Here is a 25,416-nt window from a genome sequence, read left to right as displayed (position 1 = left end):
GTCAGCCACCATGAGCGCCCCAGCCCAGGCCTCCGGCCAGTCCAGCACGACCCACGAGGCGCGGGCCTGCGCCCGGCCCTGCCCGGTCTGCGCCAGCACGCAGGCGCAAGCCCTGCAAAGCCTGTCCCTGCCCCAGCCCTCGGGCTCGCCCCTGCCCAACGGCTACCGGCTGATGGCCTGCGTGGCCTGTGATCTCGTGTTTGCCGAGACCCCAGCCCCGCAATCGGCCTACGACTTGTACTACCAGCGCTGCGCCAAGTACGGCGGCCCCACCGGCACCGGTGCGGGCCTGCACAGCGCCGACCAGGCCCGGCTGGACCAGATGGCCGATCGCCTGTTGGCCTGGCTGCCCCAGCCCCAGGGCCGTGTGCTGGACCTGGGCTGTGGCGCGGGCGGCCTGCTGTCCGCCCTGCAGGCGCGCGGTCTGCAACAGGTGGAAGGCCTGGACCCCGACCCCAGCGCCGTGCAAGCCGCGCGCGCCCGGGGCCTGCGCCTGCGCGAGGGCCTGATCCACGAGGCCGCCGCGCGCTGCGCTGGCGAGCACTACGACCTGATCGTGCTCTCGCATGTGGCCGAACACCTGCGCGACCTGCACAGCCTGCCCGCGCTGGCCAGCCTGCTCACGCCCGAGGGGCGGCTCTACATCGAGGTGCCGCACCCGGCTGGCTATGCCTGCGGTGAGCGCCCGCCCTACTACTACTTCGACAGCGAGCACATCAACCACTTCAGCGCCCAGGCCCTGGCGCGCCTGCTGGCCCCGGCCGGCCTGCAGCTGCTGAGCGCCGAAGCGGTCACCCTGCCCCTGCCCGGTGGCGGCCAGTACCCCGCCCTGGCCGTGGTGGCCGGCCGGGGCAACGCATCGGCGCTGCCGCCCCAACCCTCCACCGTGCAAGCGGTGCAGCGCTACCTGGTCGACTGCGCCCAGGGCGCGCGCCGCGAGCCCCTGCCGCCCCTGCCGCCCCAGGGCCCGGTCCTGGCCTGGGGCGCCGGTTCCTGGGCCCAGCGCCTGCTGGGCCAAGGCCAGTTGCCGCGCGATCGCCTGGTCGCCTTCCTGGACAAAGACCCCAACAAACAAGGCCTGCAACTCGACGGCCTGCCCATCCTGGCGCCGGCCGTGGGGCTGCAACAGCACCCGCAGGCGGCCATCCTGGTCTGTGTGGCCATTGACCCGCAGCAGATCGCCGACGACCTGGACGCCCTGGCGCCCGGGGCCCGGCAACGCCTCCATTTCCTGAGCGACCCGCTATGAACCTCTCCGAACGCATTGCCGACTGGCTGGTCCAGCAAGGCATCACCCAAGTCTTTGCCGTCACCGGCGGCGGCGCCATGTACCTCAACCAGGCGCTGGGTGCCCACCCCGGCCTGCAGTGCACTTACCTGCACCACGAGCAGGCCTGCGCCATGGCCGCCGAAGGTTATGCCCGCATCGCGGGCAAGCCGGCCGTGGTCATGGTGACCACCGGCCCCGGCGGCATCAACGCGCTCAATGGGGTGTTCGGTGCCTTCACCGACTCGATCCCCATGCTGGTCATCAGCGGCCAGGTCAAGCGCGCCACCTGCCTGGACTACACCCCCGTGCCCGGCCTGCGCCAGCTCGGCGACCAGGAAGGTCCGGTGCTGCAAATGGCCCGCCCGGTGACCAAGCTGGCCGAAGGCGTGGGCAGCCCGGAAGCGGCGCTGACCCTGCTGCCCCAGGCCCTGGTCACCGCCGTGAGCGGGCGTCCTGGGCCGGTCTGGCTGGACATCCCGCTGGACGTGCAGTCCGCCGCCTGCGAGGCCATCCCGGCACCGGTCTTCCCACCCGCCTTGACCCCGGCCACGCTGGACGCCGACTGCGCGCACATCGCCCAGCGCCTGGCCCAGGCCCAGCGCCCGCTGATCCTGGCTGGCACCGGGGTGCGCCTGGCCCGCGCCGAGCAAGACCTGCTGGCCTTCGCCGAGGCCCACGGCATCCCCGTGGCCACGGCCTGGACGCACGACCTGATCGCCAGCGACCACCCGCTGTTCGCGGGCCGCCCCGGCACCATCGGCACCCGGCCCGGCAATTTCTGCCTGCAAGCCGCCGACCTGGTGATCGTGGTCGGCTCGCGCCTGAACATCCGCCAGGTCAGCTACAACTGGGACACCTTTGCCAAGCACGCCGAGGTGGTGCAGGTCGATGTGGACCCGGCCGAGCTGGCCAAGCCCCTGGTCCAGGCCGACCTGAAGATCACCGCCGACGCCCGCGTCTTTTTGCAAGCCCTGCGCCGGCACTGCCAGGCGGGGCTGCCCAGCTACGCCCCTTGGGTCAGCGCCTGCCAGGCCATGCGCCAGCGCTATGGCCTGAAAGCGCCAGCGCACCGCGGTGAGGCCATTCACCCCTACGGCCTGGTGGAGCGCGTGAGCGCCCAGCTGCGAGAAGACGACATCCTGGTCTGCGGCAACGCCTCGGCCTGCATCCTGCCCTTCCAGCTCGCGCCCTTGAAACCAGGCCAGCGCCTGTTCAGCAACTCGGGCTCGGCCTCCATGGGTTTTGACCTGCCTGCGGCCCTGGGCGCGGCCATCGCCGCGCCCGAGCGCCGCGTGGTCTGCTTCGCCGGTGACGGCAGCCTGCAAATGAACCTGCAAGAGCTGCAAAGCCTGAAAAGCCTGGGCCTGAATGTGATCGTGGTGGTGATCGACAACGGTGGCTACCTGTCGATCCGGCTCACGCACGACAACTTCTTTGGCCGCATCGTGGGCGCCACGCCGGCCTCGGGTGTGGACTTCCCCGACTTCGCCCGCCTGGCCACGGCCTTTGGCCTGCGCGCCCTCGACGTGCGCAGCACCGCCGACCTGCCCGCACTGGACGCCGCCCTCCAACAAGACGGCCCCCAGCTGCTGGCCGTGACGGTGGACCCCGAGCCCGGCTTTGAGCCCCGCATCAAGTCGCGCGCCCTGCCCGAGGGCGGTTTTGCCACGCCCGAACTGGACGACATGTTCCCCTTCCTGCCGGCCGAAGAGCTGGCGGCGGTGCGCGCCGAACTGGCGGCGGTGCGCCAGGGCTGATCGCTGGCGGAGCGGGGCAGGCGCCCCAGCCGAGCAATCTGGTGCTAAAAAACCACTTTGTTTGAACCATTGCGCGCCGCCGTTGCTGAGATGATTGAGCCCAAGCGGCGCTGCGGCATGTGGCGCCCCCTTCCGCAAAGGCTGGCGTTTGACAGGCCCCTGCGGCCCCTCATTTGACGGAGTCCTCCATGTCCACAGAGCACAACCCCAACAGCATCTTCGAGAACCTCTTCATTCTCGAACTGGCCAACAACCACTGGGGCCGGCTGGACCGGGGCCTGAAGATCGTGCATGACTTCTCGCAGGTGGTGCGCTTCAACAATGTGCGCGCCGCCATCAAGCTGCAGTTCCGCGAGGTGGACCACTTCATCCACAAGGACTTCCGCGGCCGCGAGGACATCCGCTACATCAAGAAGACCGAGGTCACCAAGCTCAGCAAGGCCGAGTACAAGACCCTGACGCGCACCATCAAGGAACGCGGCTGCATCCCCATGGCCACCGCCTTTGATGAGCGCTCGGTGGACCTGTGCGAAGAGTTGGACCTGCCCCTGATCAAGATCGCCAGCTCGGACATCAACGACTGGTTCCTGATCGAGCGCATCGCCGAAACCAAGAAGCCCGTCATCGTCTCCACGGGCGGCTCCAGCCAAAAAGACATCGATGACATGGTGAAGTTCTTCGCCAACCGCAACATCCCGCTGGCGGTGAACCACTGCGTGTCGCTCTACCCCAGCGAGGACGACGAGCTGGAAATCAACCAGATCGACTACCTGAAGAAGCTCTACCCGAAGAACGTGATCGGCTACTCCACGCACGAGTACACCGACTGGTCTTCGTCCATGCTGCTGTCCTACGCCAAGGGCGCGCGCACCTGGGAGCGCCACATCGACATCGAAGAAGGCGGCATCCCGGTCTCGCCCTACTGCTCGCTGCCGCACCAGATCGACACCTGGTTCAAGGCTTACCACAAGGCCGTGGCCATGTGCGGGGGCTCGGGGCAGTCCAAGCGCCAGCCCAAGAAGAAGGAAACCGAGTACCTGGACGGCCTGGTGCGCGGCGTTTACGTCAAACGCGACCTGCCTGCCGGCTATGAATTCAAGCACCCGGGCAGCGACGAGGACTTCTACCTCGCCATCCCGCTGCAAAAAGGCCAGCTCTCCTGCCGCGAGACCATGAACGGCCTGAAGCTGACCCGCCCGGTCAGCCGTGACGCCGCCCTGACCATCGACGACGTGGACAGCCCTTACGCCCAGCACGAGTCGCTGCGCCAGGCCATTTACGACCGCGGCCTCTGAACGCCTCGCCTGGCCGCCCCGTGAGCCTGCCGCCCTACCCCGCCCCCGGTCTGCCCGCCATCCAGGGGCGGCTGGCCCAGTTGCTGCCGCACCTGGACGCCGGGGCGCTGGACGACAAGACCCTGTTCATCACCGGCGGTACCGGCTTTTTTGGCTATTGGCTGCTCTGCCTGCTGGACTTGCTGCAGCAGCGCGGCCACCGCTTTCGCGTGCGCTTGCTGTCGCGCGAGCCGCAGCGCTTCCAGGCGCTGGCACCGCACTTCGCGGACCGCCCCTGGATCGACTGGGTCACCGGCGACGTGCGCCACTTTGAAGACCGCCGCCCGGCCGAACTGCTGATCCACGCCGCCACCGACACCCATGCCCAGGCCCACACCCGACCGCTGGCCATCCTGGACGATGTGTTGCTGGGCACGCGCAACACCTTGCAGCAGGCCCTGGCCCAGGGCGTGAAGCGAGCGCTGCTTGTCAGCTCCGGCGCGGTCTATGGGCCAGCCGCCCGCGCGGCCAGCCACACGCCCGAAACCACCGCGCTGCAACGCAGCCTGGACCAACCCGACCCCTATGGCGAAGCCAAGGCCACCGCCGAGCTGTGGAGCCGCCACTTTGGCGACGCGCATGGCATGGCCATCCCGGTGGCGCGCTGCTTTGCCTTTGTGGGCGCTGGCCTGGACTTACAGGGCCACTTCGCCATCGGCAATTTCATCCGCGACGGCCTGGCCGGCCACGGCGTGCAGGTGCAAGGCGACGGCACGCCGGTGCGCAGCTACCTTTACGGGGCCGACCTGGCGGTGTGGTTGCTGCAACTGCTGCTGCGCGGCGAGCACGGCCGTGCCTATAACGTGGGCTCGGACCAGGCCATCACCATCGAACAACTGGCACGCCAGGTGAACCAGCAACTCAGCCCGGGCCAGTCCGTGAGCCTGGCACGCCAGCCTGTCGGCAACCCCTCGCGCTCTTGCTACGTGCCCGCCATTGAGCGCGCCCGCCAGGAACTGAAGCTGGATGTCTGGACCCCGCTGGCCCAAGCCATTGCGGGCACCGCCGACCCCAGCAAGCCCCTCGCCCAGGACTGACCATGCCCCAACTGTACGAATCGCTGCGCCGCCCCTATTACATCGAGGCGCCACCGTACCGCCGCTCTTCGGCAGGCATCCGCGTCATGCACATGCTTTGCCATGTGCTCAACCGCCTGGGCGAAGAAGCCTATGTCTTCACCGCAGGGGTGAATCCCGAACTCAACACCCCCACGCTCAGTGAGGAGGTGGTGCGGCGCCACCAGCAGGCCGGGCGCGAGCCCATCGTGGTCTACCCCGAGATCGTCAGCGGCAACCCGCGCCGCGCCAAGTCGGTGGTGCGCTATGTGCTCAATGTGCCGGGCCTGATCGGGGGCGACAAAACCTTTGCCGACACCGAGCTGATCTACGCCTACGGCCAAAACATCCTGCCGCCCAATGCACCGCCGGGCAATGTGCTGTTCTTCCCCTCGGTGGACTCCAGCCTGTTCAACAACCGCGACAACCCGCTGGACACGCAGCGCCAGGGCATCCTGGTCTACCCCGGCCGGCACCTGAACGCGCTGAAAGAACACCCGGAGCTGGCCCAGGCCACCGTGATCACCGCCACCTGGCCGGCCAGCCGCGCCGAGCTGGCCGCGCTGATGCGGCGCAGCGAGATGCTCTACTGCTTCGAGTCCACCGCCATCGCGCTGGAGGCCGTGCTGTGCGGCTGCCCCGCCGTGACCCTGCACTCGCCCTTCTTTGACGGCCAGGCCATCAACTCGCAGGAGTTGGGCCGCGAGGGCATGGCCTTTGGTGGCGCGCCCGAGGAAGTGGCCTACGCCCGCCGCACCGTGGGCCAGATGCAGGCCACCTACCAACGCCTGGAGGAGCAGTTCTGGGTCAAGCTGCAGCAGTTCATCCGTGACAGCCAGGCCCTGCCCCTGACCGAGCCCGCTCCCCAGCCGGTGCGCTACCAGCCCGGCGCGGCCGACCTGGCCTTTGCCCAGTGGCGCCAAGCCCAGTCGCTCAACGAGTTCACGGCCCAGGCCCTGGCCGAACGCATGATGGTGGACTGGCAGCACAAGCCCCGCTTTCACCTGCTGCTGAGCTGCGCGCCCGAGGAACAGGACAGCGTGGCCGCCTTGTTGGCCAGCCTGGACGCCCAGCTCTACCCCGAGTGGATTCTGACGGTGCTGAGCACGGCCGACGCCCCCAGCGCGATCGCCACCAACCCGCGCCTGCAGTGGCTGTGCCTGCGCGACGCCAGCACCGCGCCCATCGTGCTGCAGGCCCTGGCCGAGGCCTCGCCAGCCGACTGGCTGGGCCTGCTGCCCGCGGGGGTGACCGTGGCCGAGCCCCAATCCCTGCAAGTGCTGGCCGACCAGATCAATGCCCAGCCAGCCTGGCGCCTGGTCTATGGCGATGACGGGCTGCAGCCCACCGGCCAGTCGCCCGAAGCGCACTTCAAGCCTGACTTCAACCTGGACCTGCTGCGTTCCAAGGCCTACACCGGGCGCGCACTGTTCGTCGAAAAGCAAGCCTGGCTGGCCTGCGGCGGCCTGGGCCCCCACACGGACGCCAGCGCCTACGACCTGGTGTTGCGTCTGCACGACCAGGCCGGCGCCGCCGCCATCGGCCACCTGAGCGAGCTGCTGTGGCTGTACGCCAGCGCGGCCAGCCGCCACAGCGAACCCGAGGCCGAACGCGCCGCCCTGCGCGAGCACCTGGCCCGCCAAGGCTTGGCCGCCGAGGTCTTGCCCAGCCTGAGCCCGCACACCCACCACGTGCGCTACGCCGCACCCCAGCCAAGCGACGTCACCGCCTTGATCGCCGTGCGCCACGACCGCCAGTACCTGCAGCCCCTGCTGGCCAGCTGGCAGCAATTGGGCCCGGACGACCGCACCCCGATCCTGCTGCTGGACCTGGGCTGCGAGGACCCCGACGAACTGGCCTTCCTGGACAGCCTGGCGCAAGACGCGTTCTGGCAAGGCCGCGTGCAGCGGCTGGACGCGCGCGGCCTGAGCCCCGCCCAGGCGCTGAACCTGGGCCTGCGCCACAGCACGGCCGAGCACCTGCTGTGCCTGGACGTGCGCAGCCACCTGATCCAACCCGACTGGCTGGAGCGCCTGCTGGGCATCGCCCAGCGCCCTGACGTGGGGGCCGTGGCGCCACGCCTGGTCAACCCGGCCAACTCCCTGCTGATCGAAAGCTACTGGCTGGGCGGCCTCGAAGGCCTGGCGGGCCCCGCCTTCCGCGATCTGGCGCTGGACGCCCCTGGCCTGCACGAACGCGCCCTGTGCGAGCAAAGCGCGCTGGCCGTCAACGCCTCGGTGCTGCTGATCAAGCGCTCGGCGCTGGCCGGTGCCGCCTGGCTGGACGAAGCCCTGCCCGAACGGGCTGCCTGGGCCGAGCTGGGTTGGCGCCTGCGCGCGCAACAACGCCTGCTGGTCTGGACCCCGCACGCGGTGGTGCTGCAACACCCGCACCCAGCCGCCGAGCCCCGCCCGACAGGCGCCCTGAATGCCGTGCCTCCGGCCTGGCCCACCCTGCCCCTGCAGGCCCTGGCCCTGGACCCGAACCACCACCGCCAGCTGAGCCTGAGCCAGCCTGACCTGCCCGAAACCGCACGCCATGCCCACTGGGTAGGCCCACATGCGAAGCGACTGCGCTGGCTGCTGGTGGGCCCGGCAGTGGCAGGGCCGCTGTCGGTGCTGCAGCGCCTGCAAGACAGCCTGCGCGGCGCCGACTCGGCCCAGGTCAGCCGCTTTGACATCGGCACCCAACCCGGGCCGCTGGCCGATTGGCTGATGGACGTGCTGCGCGCCGCCCCGGACCGGGTGCTGATCCACGGCCTGCACCTGCCCCTGGCCCAAGCCCTGCTGGCCGCGCTGGCCCAGCACCGCCCCGATCTGCCTTGCGTGGTCTTGCTGGACCAACCCGAGAAGCTGAACCAGCCCGACAACTTCCTGTGCCCGCCCCACCCGGCCCTGCTGCGCAGCCGCCTGCGGCCCCTGCTGGCCCCGGCCCACACCGTGCTGCTGAGCAGCGCCAGCGACGCCGCCACCCTGGCGGGCGTGCACCCCCGACTGCAGCTGCTGCAAGCCGACCCGTTGCGCTTTGGGCGCATGGCGGTGGATGGCTGGTTGGATTAACGCGACCTCACAAAGCCCGTATGACGAAACTTCTGGACATCCTGATCACCTCGTACAAACACCCCGAGTACCTGGATGAGTGCTTGCAATCCTTGGCCACGCAAACCTGGCAGGGCTTCAATGTCCACATCATCGACGACAGCCCGGGCAACCCCGTCCAGCCGGTGATTGACAAATGGCGTGCGCAGGGCATGGTCATTGAGTTCAGCCAGAACGAGCAGAACATCGGTGGTATCGAATGCTTGGACATCATGTACCGACGCACCCATTCGGACTACGTGATGTGGCTGCACCACGACGACATTCTGTGGCCCCAATTCCTGGAAAAACTGCTCTGTGAGGGCCTGCTGCAACACCCTGAATGCGGTTTGGGCTACAGCCTCTACCAACGAAAAACTGGCGATCAAATCCAGCCTGACACCGGCGTCTACCGACCGGCGCTGAGCACGGGCCCGCACTCGGTGGTGCACCATTTGTGCATCACCAACTGGATCATTTGCTCCTTTGCCATCCTCAAGCGCAGCGCTCTGGATGAAGTGGGCGCCATTCAACGCCATGTGTTGCGGGACCAATTGATTGGCCTACCCACCTCGGCCTACCCCGACCAGTACATGTGCGCACGCGTGGCCACGCGAGGACCAGCCTATGTGCTGGACGAACCCCAGGGCTACTACCGCATCCATGCCAGCAACGCGACCAATCGCACGGGGGGCGAGTTGCGCCGGATCACAGAAAGCGTGCGCACTTACGACTACATTTTTGACGACCACAACATCTTCGACAAAGCCACACGCTACTTGGCCAAAGCCAACGCCCATGGGCGCTTGTTGTCCGACGTCGGCGTGATCCAAGCGATGCTGCAAATGATCCAGGCCAGTGAAGTAGGTCAAGAACTGCGCCCCATGGCGAAAGAGCTGCTGATCGCCACCCACCAAGCCTTGGCGCCCTTGATTTACGACGATGCCTCGCGTGGCCGCCCTTTTGTGACGCCACGCCCACACCTGGACGAACTGGCGCGGCTGGTGCAACAGCTCTGAGCACTGGCCGTCGCCCCACCGGAGGAAGCACCATGACATATTCGTTCGAGCAACTCGACCGCGACGGCTACCTGGCCCTGGGGCCCGTGACCGATGCAAGCACCTGCGCAGCCCTGAAAGAAGAGATCTTCGACTGGCACCAGCGGCAGTCGGCGCTGCGCCCCCCGATCAGCGCGCATCACTGGGGGGTGCACCACTTCGTTGAATACCCCCACACCCAAGCCCTGCTGGCCTCAGACTGGTTGCACGGGTTTTGTGATCCCTTGTTCCATCATCAGCCCTGGATCCTGCACGCCATCGGCGCCTCCATCAACCCGCCGACCGGTCAAGGCGCTTACGCCCACGGCAGCCAATGGCACCGCGACAGCCCGACCTACCGGGCCGCAGGGCGTGAATACATCATCGTGATGTTGTTCCTGGATGACTTCACCGTCGCCAATGGCTGCACCGAGGTGGCGCCAGGCACCCATTTGCATGAGAGCGTGCCGACCGTGGAGGCCCTGGAGCGCCAGTCAGTCCATGCCACCGCGCCGCGGGGCTCCGCCCTGGCCTTTTTTCCGGACACGGTGCACCGGGCGGGTACCAACACAACGGACCAGTTCCGCGTTGGCATCACCATGGCCATCACCCGGCCCTACCTCAAGCCCTTGATGGACTATGCAAGGCTGCTGGGTCTGGACCAAGAATCCCGTTTGAACCCTCGCCTGGCCCAAGTCCTCGGCTATAACGCCAAAGTGCCACAAAGCATGGCCGAATGGAACGCGCCGCCGGAGCAGCGCTTCTACAAACGAGGACAAGGATGAGCACTGCCCCGACCGACATCCGACTGCGGGAAATTGAAAGCCGCGATCTCCCCTTCATCCACACCCTGCGCGAGCCCGAGGTGGTGGACCACCTGGGCGCCGCCTTCCGCCATGTGTCGACTGAAACCGACGCCGAATGGCTCAGCGCCTACCGCCGCCAGCGAGACCGCCAGGTGCGCTTGGTGATCGAACAAGGGACCGAGCCCATGGGGGTCTTCTACCTGCTGGGCATCGACTGGATCCACCGCAGCGCGGAATTCGCCATGGCGCTGACCCCCAGCGCGCGGGGCCGCGGCGTCGGCACCGAAGCCGCTCGCCAAGGCATCGCCCACGCATTCCAAGACCTGAACCTGTCGCGCCTGCACCTCAGCGTGCTCAGCGACAACCTGGCCGCCAAACGCCTCTACCAAAAGGTGGGCTTTGTCTGCGAAGGCCTCCACCCGCAAAGCACCTGGAAGCACGGCGCTTGGAAGGACAGCGAAACCTGGGCGCTGCGCACCGCGGCGAGAGGCGCATGAAACGGGTGGCGCTGATGCAGCCTTACCTGTACCCCTACCTGGGGTACTTCCAGCTGATGCACCATGCCGACGTCTGGATCTCACACGATGATGTGCAGTTCACCAAGGGCTGGAGCAACAAGAACCGCGTCTGGGACGGTCAACAGGCCAAGCACTTCAGCCTGCCCTTGAGGGCCGCCAGCAGCAAAGCCCTGATCAAGGAACGGCAACTGGTGGACCTGAAAAAGTTCTCCACCCACCAGCTCGCTGACCTGCACCGGATGTACCGTCAACACCCCTATTTCGATGAGGTCTACAGCTACCTGAGCATGCTCTGGCAAGAACATGCCGACGACCAGCAACTGTCCGCTTTTCTGCACCACACCTTGTTCGACCTGGCCCGCCAGCTGGGACTGGCATGCCAATTCCTGGTCGCCAGCGACACCGGCTGGGGCGGTGAACACCACGCCCAGGACCGGGTTCTGGCCATCTGCACCCAAGCAGGCGCCAGCCATTACATCAACGCCCCGGGCGGACGGGCACTCTACGAGCCCGGCGCTTTCCAGGCGCGTGGCATGCACCTGGGCTTTTTGCGGCCGGTGCTTCGGCCCTTCCCCCAGCCCCGGGCCGGGCAAGAGGATTTTGGGCTGTCCATCATCGACACCTTGTTCAACCTGGGATTCGAGCAAACCCGCACCGAGGTCACTTTGGGAGCCATCGAATGGGTCACGAACTGACATCCGTCGGCGGCTTCCCGACCTGGTACGACCTGATGCCCCAGGGCACGGATCAAGGCCACTGGGCGTATTCGGCCAGCCACGCCTTGCGTGACTTTTTTCAGCAAGTGGAAGTGCGTGAGCTGTGGCTGCCTGGGTTCTACTGCCCCGACACCGTGCACTTCCTGTCGCAGTTCTTCTCGGTGCACCGCTACGCCGCAGACCACCCTGGTCAACCGGGCATTCCTGCGATGGCCCAACCGGGTCATGGCATCGTGTTCTACCCACCACTGGGTCAGACGGCAGGCTGCCGCTTGCCCGCGCTCGCAGAAATGCAAGCACGCCGGCTGCACTCGGTACTGGACCTCGTGCACGACCTGCATGCGGCGCCCTACTGGCATGCACAGGGCTGGAACACGGTCGTGTCTTTCCGCAAGTTTTACCCTGTGCCCTGCGGTGCACAGTTGCTCAGCGCACAGCTGCCGCCCAACGCCGAACAGCTGTGCAACGCAAACCAGGCAGCGACAGAACTCAACGCCGCTTGGCTGGCCCTGCTGCAACCGCGGACCGCAGGCTACGCCCAGTTCAAGCAACACGAAGCCCAGGTACACCAGGCCGACGCCGCCCTACCGACCTGGCTGCCCAAGCTGATCAGTTGCCTGAATGGTGCCGAGTTTCAGGCGCGCCGCCAGGCGGCCTACGGATGGCTTGACCAGCAACTGGGACACCTCAATCAGTTTTTTGACGCCACGGGCTGCGCCCGCGCCTGCGCTGGCGCGCCCATCGCCTACCCCTTCTACAGAGCGGGCCTGGACAGCCCGCGACTGCGCCAACGCCTGGCGGCCGAAGGCATTTTCATCCCGCACTTCTGGCCTGGCATGGACCACCCGGAAGGCCCATCGGCTTGGCATGACTGTCTGTTGCTGCCCACAGGCCCCCTGCTCAGCACACCGCAGCTGGAGCGCCTGAAGGCGCAGCTGCTGCCCCTTATTCACTCTTTCACCGAGGATTCCCCATGACCCCCTACGCCTATGACTTTGACTGGATGATTCGCCGCGCCCTGATTCAGCGCTGGCGCCCCTTTCTGAAGCCCCAGGGGGCCTCGCTGGAAGTGGGCTGCTACATGGGTGACATGACGGGCTTGCTGCTAGAAGAGCTGGGCCAGCTCGACGTGGCAGAGATGAATTCCGAGTGGGCCCAGGCCGTGGCCGAGCGCCATGGCGACAAGGTGAACATCACCGTCGGCAAGATCGAAGACTTGGTCACAGGCAAGCGCTACGACCAGATCTTTCTGGTCCACACACTCGAGCACATCGACAACCCAGTTGAGGTACTGCAGGCCTTGCGTGAACTGCTGACCCCTACCGGGCATTTGTTCGTGGCCGTCCCCAATGCCTTGGCGCTATCGCGCCAAATTGCTGTGGCCATGGGTCTGATCAGCCACTGCGAAGCCGTGACGGAGGCTGAAAAAGTCCATGGGCACTGGCGCACCTACACCCAACAGACACTCAACGCGGACCTCGAGGCGGCGGGCTTGGTGAGCCGCGCCCAAGGCGGGGTGATTTTGAAGACACTGTCCAACGGACAATTTGACCGGGCACTGGCCGACAACATCGTCAGCAAAGAGTACGTGGCCGCCTGTGATCAGCTCAGCCTCACCTACCCGGAGATGGGCGCATCGGTCTACAGCGTTTGCAGCGGCGCCTGAGAGCACCGCTGGCCAACAACACCTGAGCGACGCCGCCGGTGACGGGCCGCATGGTGCGATGGCATCACGAAGCGCTCAGGCCACCAGGGCTTGGGGACGGGCCCGCCGCACGATGTCGACCACTTGGTGCACGATCTCCAGCGGCAAATCCGGATAAATCGGCAGACACAGAATCCGGCTGGAAGCGAAGTGCGCGCGCGGCAAGTTGCTCGGGCTGGCCGAGGGCAGACCCCGGTACATGGAGAACTCGCTGATCAAGGGGTAGAAATAACGCCGCGCGTGGATGTTGTGCTCCAACAGCAGGTTGTAGAGTTCATCGCGCGCGATCGGGTAGTCCTCTTCGAGAAGGATCGGAAAGTAGGCGTAGTTGGCGCGCAGCTCATCGCGGCCGGACACACAGCGCACACCAGGCACATCGGCCAGCGCCTGGCGGTACAGCGCGTCAATCTCCTGGCGCTTGGCCAGCGCCCCATCAATGTGCTTGAGCTGCAGCAAACCCAGGGCGGCATTGAATTCACTCATCTTGCCGTTGATGCCCGTGGCCACCACGGCGGTTTCGTTGGCGTAGCCAAAGTTCTTCAAAAAGTCGATGCGCTCTTTGCTTTTCAGGTCGCGGCAAATGATGGCGCCGCCCTCGAAGGTGTTGAAGACTTTGGTCGCGTGGAAGCTCAAAATGGACAGGTCACCGTGGTTGAGCACACTGCCGCAATGGCATTGGACGCCAAAAGCATGGGCCGCGTCGTAGATCACGCGCAGGTTGTACATGTCGGCGATTTTCTCGATCGCCTCCACGTCGCAGGGGTGACCATAGCAATGCACCGGCAAGATGGCGGTGGTTTGCGGGGTGATGGCGGCTTCGATCTTGGCCGGATCCATGTTGAGGGTGACCGGGTCGATGTCCACAAACACCGGCTTGATGCCATTCCACAGCAAAGAGTGGGCGGTGGCAACGAATGAATACGGCGTGGTGATCACCTCGCCCGTGATGCGCAGGGCCTGCAAGGCCGTCACCAGCGCAATCGTGGCGTTGGTGAACAGCGCCACATGGGGCACCTCCAGATACTCGGCCAGCGCCAATTCAAACTGCTTGTGAAATGGCCCCCCGTTGGTGAGTTGGCCGCTTTGCCACACCTTCTCCAGATAGGGGATGAACTCCTCCAAGGGGGGGAGGTAGGGCTTGGTGACGTAGGTTTTCTCGTTGTTCATGACTTCACCCTTGGGGTTGAGGCGCAGGGTTGCACGATGTGAAGCCTGCTTTCGCCTGAATGTGCCAGTTCCCAACGGACTTGACCAGCGAACAAAAGGCAGAACAAGCCGCGCTAAGCCCGCCATTTTGAGGGTCTGTACGAAGGGGGGTGGTGCGGGTGAAGACCAGTGCCTTCTGCCGCGCCAGGCCGGGGCCACACAAAGGCGGTAAAGCCCGGCTTTCTCCCCTCTGTTGTCCACACCAAGCAGAAAGTGCTGCCGATACATTAAGTCTCACGACCGTGTTGCCCCAGGCAACCGCCTCAACAGGAGTAGCCCCATGTTCACCGCGCTTCCCGGCACCGTCCAGGACTTCTACATCTCCATCCTGTCAGCGTCGATTCAGGCGCTGAAGATGAACACCTATTTCGACAACTTCGACAAGCAGCGCTACAACACCGACGGGGTGGACCGCTCTGGCGTGTTTGAGGTGGGCTCGAGGGTGTTTTACTTTGATTGGTTTTACCGCCACCACAGCGACCTGTTCCGCGCGTATTCGGCCCTGAGCAACGACGACTCCAAGCTGCTATACATGTTCCTCGTCAGCTACCGACTGGCTGGGCACCACAGCGTGAAGATCCCGGTGGACTACCTCTTCAAACCCCAGGAGTACGCAGCCTACCAAGCCCTCGAGCAAGGGGTGGAAAGCCAACTCGCCCTGACCGGCATGTTTGGCAAGCTCAAGCACTACGATTTTGAGTACGAGGGCCACCAATACAAGATCGACTGCCTGGGCCTGGAGTACTACCTGTTCCGCCGCCAGTACTTCTACGAGAAAAATGGTGTCGTGGTGGCGCCCCAGGCGGGCGACCATGTGATCGACGGCGGCGCCTGCACAGGCGACACGGCCCTGGTGTTTTCCAACGCCGTGGGCCCCAGCGGCCGGGTGTATGCCTTCGACCCGGTGGCCGAGCACCTGGAATTGATGGGCCACAACTGCCAGCAATTTCCGCTGCCCAATGTGAAACCCATGCCCTATGGCCTGTCCAACCGCGACGTCGACTGCCCGCCCATCGTCGTCAACAAATACTCACCCGGCTTCCGCACCACACAGCAGCAAGTGCCCTTGCGCAGCATCGACAGCCTGGTGCGCTCCGGTGAGATCGAGCGGGTGGACTACATCAAGATGGACATCGAAGGCTCGGAAATGGAGGCCTTGCAGGGCGCGCATGAAAGCATCACGCGCTTCCAACCCAAGCTGGGCATTTCGCTGTACCACAACCCGAACGACCTGTTCGAGATCGTTCTCCACATCCAACGGACTTACCCGTTCTACCAGCTCTACGTGGACCACTACACCATCCACGAAGAGGAAACCGTGCTGTATTGCATCGCACCTGAACGCGTTGTGAAGGCTTGATCTGGTCGAGCGGCGGGGAGAAAGGCCCCGTTTCGACCTCTGTTGCCCGCCTTGCCGGCGCAGCAATCCGATACATTTAGCGCTGTAACTTGCCCCGACTGCCTTCTGACAGCCGAGGCAAGCCCGATCAACAGGCCCTGCCGAGCCCCAACCACTGACTCCGCATGTTCGTCATCATTGGCTACGTCGTCTGCCTAGGCTGCATTTTTGGCGTCTACATTGTCCACGGCGGCAATATCAGCGTCATCTTGCACGCCTTGCCGTTTGAAATGATCACGATCTTTGGCGGCGCGCTCGGCGCCTTTGTCGTGAACAACCAGCCCAAGGTGCTCAAAGCCACGCTCAAGGCTTTGCCTGACGCGCTCAAAGGCTCCAAATACACCAAAGCGCGCTACATGGAGCTGCTCACCATGCTCTATGAAATCCTGCAAAAAGCGCGCAAAGAAGGCTTGATGGCGATCGAAAAAGACGTGGAGTCGCCCCACGAATCCGCCATCTTCAGCAAATTCCCGGTCGTGGGCCACGACCACCACGTGATCGAGTTCACCACCGACTACCTGCGCATGATGGTGTCGGGCAACCTGAACGCCCACGAAATCGAAGCCCTGATGGACAGCGAAATCGACACCCACCACGCCGAAGCCCATGCCCCGATCGCTGCCTTGGCGCGGCTGGCCGGCGCCCTGCCCGCCTTCGGGATCGTGGCCGCCGTGCTCGGGGTGGTGAACACCATGGGTTCGGTGGGCCAGCCACCGGCGGTGCTGGGCGGCATGATCGGCTCCGCGCTGGTCGGGACCTTCCTGGGGATTTTGCTGGCTTATGGCGTGATGGAGCCCTTGGGCGGCCTGCTGGAGCAGAAGATGGAAGACGCAGCCAAAGAGCTGCAGTGCATCAAGACCACCCTGCTGGCCAGCATGCAAGGCTACAACCCCACCACGGCCATCGAATTTGGCCGCAAAGTGCTCTATTCCACCGACCGGCCGACCTTCTCTGAGTTGGAAAGCCATGTTCGCGGCAAGAAGTAAGCCTGCCTCTCACCGTTTTTGCACGCAGGTTTAAGGTCCACTCCACACCATGGCAGACGCCAAAAAGCTTCAGCCCATCATCATCAAGCGGGTCAAGAAGGGCGGCCACGCGGCGCACGGTGGTGCCTGGAAGATCGCTTACGCCGACTTTGTGACGGCCATGATGGCGTTCTTTCTGCTGATGTGGCTGCTGGGCTCCACCGCCAAGGGCGAACTGCAGGGGATCGCCTCTTACTTTGCCTCGCCGATGAAGGTCGCCATGTCCGGGGGCTCGGGGGCCGGCAACAGCAACAGCATCATCCCCGGTGGCGGCACTGACCTCAGCCGCTCGGTCGGCCAGGTCATGAAGGCCGACCGCACCGATGCCAAGTCCGTCGTCAAATCCAACCCCGAAGCTGTCAAGGCGGCGCTGGCCAAGCAAGACGCCAAACGCATCCAAGCACTCAAGGACAAGCTCGAGACCTTGATCACCGACAACATCAAGCTCAACGAGTACAAGTCGCAGATCCGCATGGAGATCACCCCCGACGGGCTGCAGATCCAGATCGTGGACGATCAAAACCGCCCCATGTTCGACAGCGGCAGCGCCTTGGTCAAACCCTATATGCGCGACATCCTGCGCGAAATTGGCAACGCCCTCAACGGGGTGGAAAACCGCATCAGCCTGGCGGGCCACACCGATGCCGCCCCCTATGGCAACGGCGAGCGCGGCTACAGCAACTGGGAACTTTCAGCCGACCGGGCCAATGCCTCGCGCCGGGAACTGGTGGCGGCCGGCATGCCCGACGAGAAACTCGCCCGGGTGGTCGGCCTGGCGGCCGTGGACCTGCTGGAAAAAGAACGCCCGCGCGCCGCGAGCAACCGGCGCATCAGCATCACGGTGATGACGCGCGAGGCCGAAGAACGCTTGCTGGGCTGGGCGAAAATGCCCGGCTACGCAACGGAAGCCGAGTTAGCCAAAGAAACTGAGGTTTTGACCGAAAAAAAACCTTAACATCAAGCTAGCGCTCCAATAGACTTTTACACAGAATTTCAAGATCGAAAGGGTCTCCTGTGGCTAACACCCTTCGCTTTCTGATCGTCGATGATTTTTCGACGATGAGACGCATCGTACGGAACCTGCTCAAAGAAAGCGGATACACCGAAGCAGATGAAGCCGAAGACGGCCTGGCAGCTTTGAACAAGCTGCGCAATGGCCGCTTTGACTTTGTCGTCACCGACATCAACATGCCGAACATGAACGGCTTCCAGCTCTTGACCGAGATCAAGGCCGACGAGCGACTCAAGCACCTCCCGGTGCTGATGGTCACCGCCGAGGCCCGCAAGGAAGACATCGTGGCGGCAGCACAAGGCGGCGCGGCGGGCTACATCGTGAAGCCTTTCACCAAGGCCACGCTGGAAGAAAAAGTCGCCAACATCCTCAAGAAACTGGGTTTGTGAGGCCACCATGGACACCAGCGACGCCCCCCTGACCGCGAGCCATGGAGACGTCACCGACGTTCACCAGAAAATTGGGCACCTGACTCGGCAGCTGCACAACGCCCTCAACGAACTCGGCTACACCGAGAAGTTGCGGGGCACGATGGGCGAGCTGCCCGATGCCAAGAGCCGCCTGTCCTACATCGCGCGCTTGACGGGCGAAGCAGCTGAAAAGGTGCTGACCCGCGTTGAGCAGGCCAAAACCGAGCAAGACGCGCTGGCCAGTGACACGCAAGAAGTCCGCGCGGCCCTGATCAAGGACCCGGTGCGGGCCGTGGCCTCGGGCCGGGTGCTGAACTACCTCAGCGATGTCGAACAGCGCACCCGTGCCGCCGACACCCACCTGACCGAGATCATGATGGCGCAAGACTTCCATGACCTCACGGGCCAGGTGATTGCGCGGGTGGTGAACCTGGCGGCCACGATTGAAGAACAACTGGTGCAACTGGTGATCCAGACCGCGCCGGTGCCCGTGGCGGTCCCGCCCACCGTGACAGCGCGTGAACATTTGGCCGGTCCCGTGGTCGACCCGGACAACACGCCCGACATCGTCACCGACCAGTCGCAGGTCGACGACCTGCTGGCCAGCCTGGGTTTCTGAACCCCGGTCCCGCACCCTGCAAGGGGGTGCAGGGGCTGCGTCCAATCGACCCAGCCCGGGGCCCTCCTCCGTCCGTGAAAAAGCATTTTTGCAGCCTTGTTTTCAGCCTGAGAACAGGGGGCTGCGAACAGGCCAGAATGGCCCCTCTTTTCGGACTTTAGATTTTCGGGCGCCCTTTCAGAATGACGGTACGCAGACCGCACCGTCATCATGTCCGATCAAGATCGCCCCCTACCAGCCTCAGCGCGCAAGCTTGCCAAAGCCCGCGGCGACGGCCAAGCTTCGCGCTCCAAGGACATGTCGCACCTGGTGGTGCTGGGCGCGGGGGCCTCGGCCCTGTGGGTGCTGACCCCATCGATCGTGCAGCACCTCAAGCTGGTGCTGGTGCAGCAACTGTCTTTCAACGCCAGCCGACTGGCCAACCCGGTGGACATGCTGACCCAGCTGCAGCACATGTCGGGGGTGGCACTGACGATTTCCGTGTTGTTTGCCGGCATCGTGAGTGCGGCCTCCATTGGCGGCCAGCTCGCCTCGGGCGGCTGGGTGTTCAGCCTGACGCCGATGATGCCGGACCTGAGCCGGCTCGACCCCATTTCAGGCCTGGGCAACCTGGTCTCCAAGCAGCAGGTCGTGAACGTGCTCAAGCTCTTGCTGCTTTCGTCCATCATGGGCTGGACCGGCTGGGTTTACCTGTCCAACAGCTTCCAGGAAATTGCCGGCCTGATGATGCAACCCTCGGCTGCGGCCGTGGCCTACCTGACGCAGTGGCTGGTCACAGGCCTGTCGCTGCTGTTGCTGATCGTGTTTGCCGCCGCCGTCATCGACGTGCCGCTGCAAAAGTACTTCTTCATGGACAAGCTGAAGATGTCGCACGACGAAGTCAAGCGCGAAAACAAGGACGCTGAAGGCAACCCCCATGTGAAGAGCAAGCTGCGCGCCAAGCAGCGTGAAATGGCCCAGCGGCGCAGCATCTCCAACGTGCCCAAAGCGGACTTTGTGGTCATGAACCCGACCCACTTTGCCGTCGCCTTGAAGTACGACGAAGCCACCATGAGCGCGCCCCAGGTGATCGCCAAGGGCGCCGACTTGCTGGCCTTCAAGATCCGCGAAGTGGCCAACGCGCACTCGGTGCCCGTGTTGCAGTCGCCCATGCTGGCACGGGCCCTGTACGCCCATGCCGAACTCGACCAGACCATTCCCTCGGCGCTGTACTCCGCCGTGGCCCAGGTGCTGGCCTATGTGTACCGCCTCAAGGCCGCGATGCGAGGCCAGGGCCCGCTGCCGCAACAGCCCGATCCCTTTGTGCCGCCGGAACTCGATCCGCTCAACAAGCCGCTGGCCGCAGGAGCTGACGCATGAACGACCTTCTCCGCACCCTGCAACAGCGCCTGGGCCCGCACGCCTACCTGATCCAAGGCCTGTCAGCCCCGCTGATGGTGGTGATGATCCTGTCGATGATGGTGCTGCCCATGCCGCCGTGGCTGCTGGACACCTTCTTCACCCTCAACATCGCCGTGGCCCTGATGGTCATGCTGGTGGCCGCCTACATGGTGCGCCCGCTGGACTTCGCGGCCTTCCCCTCGGTGCTGCTGCTGACCACCTTGATGCGCCTGTCGCTGAACGTGGCCTCCACCCGCGTGGTGCTGCTCGAAGGTCACACCGGTGCCGGCGCGGCCGGTGCGGTGATCGAGGCCTTTGGCCACTTCCTGATTGGTGGCAACTTCGGCGTGGGTTTGATCGTGTTCTCGATCCTGGTGGTGATCAACTTCGTGGTGGTCACCAAGGGCGCCGAGCGGATTGCCGAAGTGTCGGCCCGCTTCACCCTGGACGCCATGCCTGGCAAACAGATGGCGGTCGATGCGGACTTGAACTCCGGCCTGATCGACGAGAAAGAAGCCAAGCGCCGCCGCGCCGAAGTGGGCGAGGAAGCCAACTTCTTCGGTGCCATGGACGGTGCCTCCAAGTTCGTGCGTGGCGACGCCATGGCCGGCATCCTGATTCTGCTGATCAACATCGTGGGCGGCTTCGCCATCGGCATCCTGCAACACGGCCTGACCGCCGGGCAGGCCGCCAACTCCTACATCTTGCTGGCCGTCGGTGACGCGCTGGTAGCGCAGATCCCAGGCCTGCTGATCTCGGTGGCCGCAGCCATGGTGGTCTCGCGTGTGGGCAAGGAAAACGACGTCAGCAAGCAGATCATGGGCCAGATGCTGGGCTCGCCGCGCGTGCTGGGCATCACCGCCGCCATCCTGATCCTGCTGGGCCTGGTGCCGGGCATGCCCCACCTGGTGTTCCTGGGCATGGGGGGTGCCATTGCTTACGGCGCCTGGGCCCTGGCCCGCCGCCAGACCGCCGCAGCCGCCGTGCCACCGCCGGCCCAACCCGCCGCCAACGATGGCGAGGCCACCTGGGACGACCTGCAACCCATCGACCTGCTGGGCCTGGAACTGGGCTACCGACTGATCTCCCTGGTCGACAAGAAGCGCCAGGGCGACCTGCTGACCCGCATCAAGGGCGTGCGCCGCAAGTTCGCCCAGGAAGTGGGATTTCTGCCGCCCGCCGTGCACGTGCGCGACAACCTCGAACTCAAGCCCAGCGCCTACCGCATCACCCTGCGTGGCGTGACCGTGGGCGAGGGCGAAGCCTTCCCCGGCATGCACCTGGCCATCAACCCCGGAGGCATCAGCACCCCCCTGATCGGCACGGCCACCACCGACCCGGCCTTCGGTCTGCCAGCGCACTGGATCGACGACCGCCAACGTGAAGCGGCGCAAATGGCAGGTTTTACCGTGGTTGATTCAGAAACCGTGGTGGCCACTCATTTGTCACACTTGATGCAAACACAGGCCGCCAGGTTATTGAGCCGAACAGAGACCCAACAACTGGTGGAACACGTTGCCAAACTGGCCCCGAAACTGATTGAAGAAGTCGTCCCGAAAATGGTCTCCATCGCCAACTTCCAGAAAGTGCTGCAGCTGCTGCTGGAAGAGGCTGTGCACATCCGGGACATCCGCACCATCATCGAAACCCTGGCCGAACACGCCACGACCATCACCGACCCGGTGGAGCTGGCCCGGCGCGTGCGCATTGCCCTGGCACCGGCCATCGTGCAGCAAATCTACGGCCCGGCCCGCGAGCTCAACGTGATCGCCATCGAACCCGGCCTGGAGCGCCTGCTGGTGCAAGCCCTGGGCGGCAACAACGGCAGCGCACTGGACCCGGGCGTGGCCGACGTGCTGACCCGCAGCGCCGCCGAAATTGCCAACAAGCAAGAAGAAATGGGCCTGCCCGCCTGCTTGCTGGTCCCCGATCAGATCCGCGGCGCCATGTCCCGCCTGGTGCGCCGCCTGGCGCCCCGCATGCAGGTGCTGGCGCACAGCGAAATCCCTGAAACACACACCATCCGCATCGGTCCCATTCTGAGAGGTGCCACATCATGAACATCCGTCGTTTCACCGCCGCCACGTCCCGCGAAGCACTGGCCAAGGCACGAATGGCCTTTGGGGATGGCACGCTGATCCTGTCCAACCGCCCCACCGCCAACGGCGTCGAGGTGATGGCCACAGGGGAGGATGCGCTCTCAGCACTCGAACAACACACCGAAGGCGGTCCTTCGCAAGGCCAGGGCCTGACCCAAGTGCCCGGCTCCAGCCTGAGCCGCAAGCTGGCCACCATGAACCCGCCCGAGCTGACCCCGCGCGCCGTGCGTGAGGACACCGAGCAACTGGCCATGAGCACCCTGTCCTTCCAGGACTATGTGCGTGAGCGCATGCTGCGCCGCCGCCACGAAGCCATGAGCCAAGGCGAAGACAGCAGCCCGATGGCCGCAGCCGCCCCGGCCCCGCGTGGCCCCAGCCTGCCGCAGGACGTGCAGCCCATCACCTTCAAAAAGGCCGCGCCCCATGTGCAGCCGGTGAACCGCCCCGCCTTGCGCAGCAACCGCGAAGAACTGACCACGCCGCGCCCCAAGGCCGCAAGCCAGACCGCGGCCCCCGCAGTCAACCAGCAAGGCATCGTCAACGAGCTGCAGGCCATGAAGGAGCTGATTGAAGAGCGCTTCAACACCCTGGCCTGGTTGGGTCAGGCCAAGCAGGACCCGATCCAGTCCAACCTGATGCTGAAGATGATCCGCGCTGGCTACTCGCCCGCCCTGGCCCGCGCCATCCTGGAGCGTCTGCCCGCCGAACTCGGTGCCGCCGAAGCCGTGCGCTGGTTGATGGAAGTGCTGGAACGCAACCTCAAGACCGACGCCGACAGCTACCCCATTTACGAAGAAGGCGGCATCTACGCCCTGATCGGCGCCACCGGTGTGGGCAAGACCACCACCACCGCCAAGCTGGCCGCCCTGTGCGCCCGCGTGCACGGCCCCGGCAGCGTCGGCCTGATCACGCTGGACACCTACCGCATCGCCGCCCATGAGCAACTGCGCACCTATGGCCGCATGTTGGGCGTGGTGGCTCACCTGGCCCACGACCGTGCCGCCCTGCAAGACCTGCTGAGCCTGTTGGGCAACAAGAAGATGGTCTTGATCGACACCACCGGCCTGGCCCCGCGCGACCCGCGCAAGCGCGAAATGCTGGACGTGCTGGACCTGCCCGGCATCCAGAAGCTGTTGGTGCTCAACGCCGGCAGCCACGGCGACACCATCGACGACACCCTGTCGTGCTTCAAGACCACCGGCGTGCAGCAAACCATCCTGTCCAAGGTGGACGAAGCCGTCAAACTGGGCCCGGCGCTGGACGCTCTGATCCGCCACCAGGTGGTGCTGCGCGGTGTGACCAATGGCCAGCGCGTGCCCGAAGACTGGGAAGCCGCCGACGCCGGCAAGCTGGTCCGCGCCTCCATGCGCACGCCGGGCAAGTCGGCCTTTGACCCCAAGGCGGTGGACCTGAACTACTTCTTCTCCAACAGCAACATGGCCGCATCGGAGCAAGCCCATGTTTGAAGCAGGACTGGACCAAGGGGCCGGCCTGCGCCGGCAAACCCCCAAACCGCTGTTGCGCCTGGTGCCCGTGGTGCGCCACGGCAGCGGTGAGGCGGAGTCACGCATGCTCTGGCAGCTGGCCCACGCCCTGACCGACCTGGACCTGCCCGTGGCGGTGCTGGACATCGACAGCCACGAGACCGAAGACGCCCCAGGCCTGATCGAGCTGCTGCAAGAGCGCTGCAGCCTGGCCGAAGTGCTGGACGAAACCCTGCCCTGGCCCATCGTGCCCGCCGCCGTTGGCTGGCGTGAACTGTTCCGCCAAGGCCCGTTGTCCGACAGCTCGCGCCAGGCGCTGCGCCACTGGTTTGGGGCCTACAGCGTGCTGCTGGTGTATGGCACGGCCGAGCGCCTGGGCCAAGCCCTGGCCAACACCGGCGTGCGACCGTTGGTGCCTGTCGCGCCAGAGCCCCGTCCCATGCTCAGCGCCTACCAGGCCATGAAGACCTTGATCGCCCAGGCCTTGTTGATGCCCTCGGTGGCCATCATGGTCACGCAGGCCACAGAAACTCAGGTGCGCAAGGCCTTGCAGGCCCGAAAAACACTGCAAAATTGCTTCACCCGGCATATCGGTTGCTACCTGGATTCAATGACAGTAAAGTCCTTCACTGACGACGAGGTGGCCGGCCGAGACATCCAAATGCTGGCCCTGCGCCTCATGGAGAACGCTTGTTCCTTGGGCGCCTCCTCGGTTTCCCTGCTTCACCGCCCCACAGACGAAGAGGTTCAATTGGTTCGGAGCCACTGATGTACACGGCAAAAGGTCAACTCGACCGGGAAGCACTGATCAGGCAGTACGTGCCACTGGTGCGCAAGCTCGCGCACCACATGATCGCCAAGCTGCCGCCCAATGTCGAAGTGGATGACCTGATCCAGGTGGGCATGATCGGCTTGACCGAGGCACTCACCCGCTACCAGGCCAGCCAGGGCGTGCAGTTTGAAACCTTTGCCACCCAGCGCATTCGCGGCGCCATGCTCGACGAGTTGCGCGAGGGCGACTGGATGTCGCGCGGCTCGCGCAAGAGCCAAAAAGACATTGAACACGCGGTGCACCGGCTGGAGCAAAAGCTCGGCCGCAGCCCGCTCGAATCCGAAATTGCCGCCGAACTCGAACTGCCCCTGGGCGAGTACCAAAGCCTGCTGGGCCGCGTGCGCGGCACCCAGCTGGTCTACCTCGAGGACATGACGGGGGGCGCCGACGACGACGACAGCTTTCTGGACCGGCACGTGGCCGACAGCGAAGCCGACCCGCTGGAGCTGCTGCGCAACCAGCGCCTGCGCCAGTCCCTGGTGGGCGCCATCGAAGGCCTGCCCGAGCGCGAGCAGTACATCATGAGCATGTACTACGAGCAGGACATGAACCTCAAGGAAATCGCTGCCGTGCTGGGCATCACCGAATCGCGCGTGTGCCAGCTGCACAGCCAGTCCATCGCCCGCCTGCGCGCCAAAATGCGCAGCCACTGAGGCACCGGACCGGGGCGTCGCC

General features: G+C 65.1%; 22 protein-coding genes. 21 read left to right on the top strand and 1 reads right to left on the bottom strand.

The window, feature by feature from the left end; all coding sequences use genetic code 11:
• Positions 1-10: 10 nt before the first annotated feature.
• The 11 genes from PSQ39_RS18240 to PSQ39_RS18190 all read left to right on the top strand — a co-directional run bounded on the left by PSQ39_RS18240 (position 11) and on the right by PSQ39_RS18190 (position 13,236).
• Entirely contained in the window at positions 11-1,249 is a 1,239-nt protein-coding gene (locus PSQ39_RS18240; protein WP_273928466.1) for a methyltransferase domain-containing protein, read from the top strand.
• Positions 1,246-3,027, top strand: a complete 1,782-nt coding sequence (locus PSQ39_RS18235; RefSeq protein ID WP_273928465.1) for a thiamine pyrophosphate-binding protein — start codon at positions 1,246-1,248, stop codon at positions 3,025-3,027. The genes PSQ39_RS18240 and PSQ39_RS18235 overlap by 4 nt, the downstream gene beginning before the upstream one ends.
• A 188-nt stretch (positions 3,028-3,215) precedes the next feature.
• Positions 3,216-4,322, top strand: a complete 1,107-nt coding sequence (locus PSQ39_RS18230; RefSeq protein ID WP_273928464.1) for an N-acetylneuraminate synthase family protein — start codon at positions 3,216-3,218, stop codon at positions 4,320-4,322.
• Between the two features lie 20 nt (positions 4,323-4,342).
• On the top strand, positions 4,343-5,398 hold the full coding sequence (locus PSQ39_RS18225; protein ID WP_273928463.1) for an NAD-dependent epimerase/dehydratase family protein: 1,056 nt from the start codon (positions 4,343-4,345) through the stop codon (positions 5,396-5,398).
• Between the two features lie 2 nt (positions 5,399-5,400).
• Positions 5,401-8,475 (top strand): glycosyltransferase family 2 protein, encoded by a 3,075-nt coding sequence (locus PSQ39_RS18220; RefSeq protein ID WP_273928461.1) that lies wholly within the window; start codon positions 5,401-5,403, stop codon positions 8,473-8,475.
• 20 nt (positions 8,476-8,495) lie between these two features.
• On the top strand, positions 8,496-9,512 hold the full coding sequence (locus PSQ39_RS18215; protein WP_273928459.1) for a glycosyltransferase family 2 protein: 1,017 nt from the start codon (positions 8,496-8,498) through the stop codon (positions 9,510-9,512).
• A 32-nt stretch (positions 9,513-9,544) separates the two neighbouring features.
• Positions 9,545-10,315, top strand: coding sequence for a phytanoyl-CoA dioxygenase family protein (locus PSQ39_RS18210; protein WP_273928457.1), 771 nt, complete (start codon positions 9,545-9,547; stop codon positions 10,313-10,315).
• Positions 10,312-10,833 (top strand): GNAT family N-acetyltransferase, encoded by a 522-nt coding sequence (locus tag PSQ39_RS18205; protein WP_273928456.1) that lies wholly within the window; start codon positions 10,312-10,314, stop codon positions 10,831-10,833. Before PSQ39_RS18210 ends, PSQ39_RS18205 begins: the two co-directional genes overlap by 4 nt.
• Positions 10,830-11,549: a WbqC family protein gene (locus tag PSQ39_RS18200; protein ID WP_273928453.1), complete on the top strand. Its 720-nt coding sequence runs from the start codon at positions 10,830-10,832 to the stop codon at positions 11,547-11,549. Before PSQ39_RS18205 ends, PSQ39_RS18200 begins: the two co-directional genes overlap by 4 nt.
• On the top strand, positions 11,534-12,547 hold the full coding sequence (locus PSQ39_RS18195) for a hypothetical protein (protein ID WP_273928452.1): 1,014 nt from the start codon (positions 11,534-11,536) through the stop codon (positions 12,545-12,547). Before PSQ39_RS18200 ends, PSQ39_RS18195 begins: the two co-directional genes overlap by 16 nt.
• The gene (locus PSQ39_RS18190; RefSeq protein ID WP_273928449.1) at positions 12,544-13,236 is read left to right on the top strand and encodes a class I SAM-dependent methyltransferase; all 693 of its coding nucleotides are present in this window, start codon (positions 12,544-12,546) and stop codon (positions 13,234-13,236) included. Before PSQ39_RS18195 ends, PSQ39_RS18190 begins: the two co-directional genes overlap by 4 nt.
• Positions 13,237-13,311: 75 nt before the next feature.
• On the opposite strand, the gene PSQ39_RS18185 is transcribed toward PSQ39_RS18190, so the two are convergent.
• Complete coding sequence (locus PSQ39_RS18185; protein ID WP_273928447.1) at positions 13,312-14,442, bottom strand: DegT/DnrJ/EryC1/StrS family aminotransferase; 1,131 nt, start codon at positions 14,440-14,442, stop codon at positions 13,312-13,314.
• Positions 14,443-14,761: 319 nt separating this feature from the next.
• On the opposite strand from PSQ39_RS18185, the gene PSQ39_RS18180 reads away from it, so the two are divergent.
• From PSQ39_RS18180 to PSQ39_RS18135, 10 genes are all read left to right on the top strand, one after another.
• Positions 14,762-15,841 (top strand): FkbM family methyltransferase, encoded by a 1,080-nt coding sequence (locus PSQ39_RS18180; protein WP_273928445.1) that lies wholly within the window; start codon positions 14,762-14,764, stop codon positions 15,839-15,841.
• A gap of 164 nt (positions 15,842-16,005) precedes the next feature.
• On the top strand, positions 16,006-16,866 hold the full coding sequence (gene motA, locus PSQ39_RS18175; RefSeq protein ID WP_273928443.1) for a flagellar motor stator protein MotA: 861 nt from the start codon (positions 16,006-16,008) through the stop codon (positions 16,864-16,866).
• A 49-nt stretch (positions 16,867-16,915) separates the two neighbouring features.
• Complete coding sequence (gene motB, locus PSQ39_RS18170; protein WP_273928441.1) at positions 16,916-17,860, top strand: flagellar motor protein MotB; 945 nt, start codon at positions 16,916-16,918, stop codon at positions 17,858-17,860.
• Positions 17,861-17,919: 59 nt separating this feature from the next.
• Positions 17,920-18,306: a chemotaxis response regulator CheY gene (cheY, locus tag PSQ39_RS18165; protein ID WP_273928439.1), complete on the top strand. Its 387-nt coding sequence runs from the start codon at positions 17,920-17,922 to the stop codon at positions 18,304-18,306.
• Positions 18,307-18,313: 7 nt separating this feature from the next.
• Entirely contained in the window at positions 18,314-18,946 is a 633-nt protein-coding gene (locus PSQ39_RS18160; RefSeq protein ID WP_273928437.1) for a protein phosphatase CheZ, read from the top strand.
• Between the two features lie 207 nt (positions 18,947-19,153).
• Positions 19,154-20,305 (top strand): EscU/YscU/HrcU family type III secretion system export apparatus switch protein, encoded by a 1,152-nt coding sequence (locus tag PSQ39_RS18155; protein ID WP_273928534.1) that lies wholly within the window; start codon positions 19,154-19,156, stop codon positions 20,303-20,305.
• Positions 20,302-22,386, top strand: coding sequence for a flagellar biosynthesis protein FlhA (flhA, locus tag PSQ39_RS18150; RefSeq protein WP_273928436.1), 2,085 nt, complete (start codon positions 20,302-20,304; stop codon positions 22,384-22,386). Before PSQ39_RS18155 ends, flhA begins: the two co-directional genes overlap by 4 nt.
• The gene (flhF, locus tag PSQ39_RS18145; protein ID WP_273928434.1) at positions 22,383-23,891 is read left to right on the top strand and encodes a flagellar biosynthesis protein FlhF; all 1,509 of its coding nucleotides are present in this window, start codon (positions 22,383-22,385) and stop codon (positions 23,889-23,891) included. Before flhA ends, flhF begins: the two co-directional genes overlap by 4 nt.
• Positions 23,884-24,678: a hypothetical protein gene (locus PSQ39_RS18140; RefSeq protein ID WP_273928432.1), complete on the top strand. Its 795-nt coding sequence runs from the start codon at positions 23,884-23,886 to the stop codon at positions 24,676-24,678. Before flhF ends, PSQ39_RS18140 begins: the two co-directional genes overlap by 8 nt.
• On the top strand, positions 24,678-25,394 hold the full coding sequence (locus tag PSQ39_RS18135; protein WP_273928430.1) for an RNA polymerase sigma factor FliA: 717 nt from the start codon (positions 24,678-24,680) through the stop codon (positions 25,392-25,394). Before PSQ39_RS18140 ends, PSQ39_RS18135 begins: the two co-directional genes overlap by 1 nt.
• Positions 25,395-25,416: the final 22 nt, after the last annotated feature.

The sequence above is a fragment of the Curvibacter microcysteis genome (assembly GCF_028649455.1).
GTDB lineage: Bacteria > Pseudomonadota > Gammaproteobacteria > Burkholderiales > Burkholderiaceae_C > Curvibacter > Curvibacter microcysteis.
This window is presented reverse-complemented; position numbering and strand designations above follow the sequence as displayed.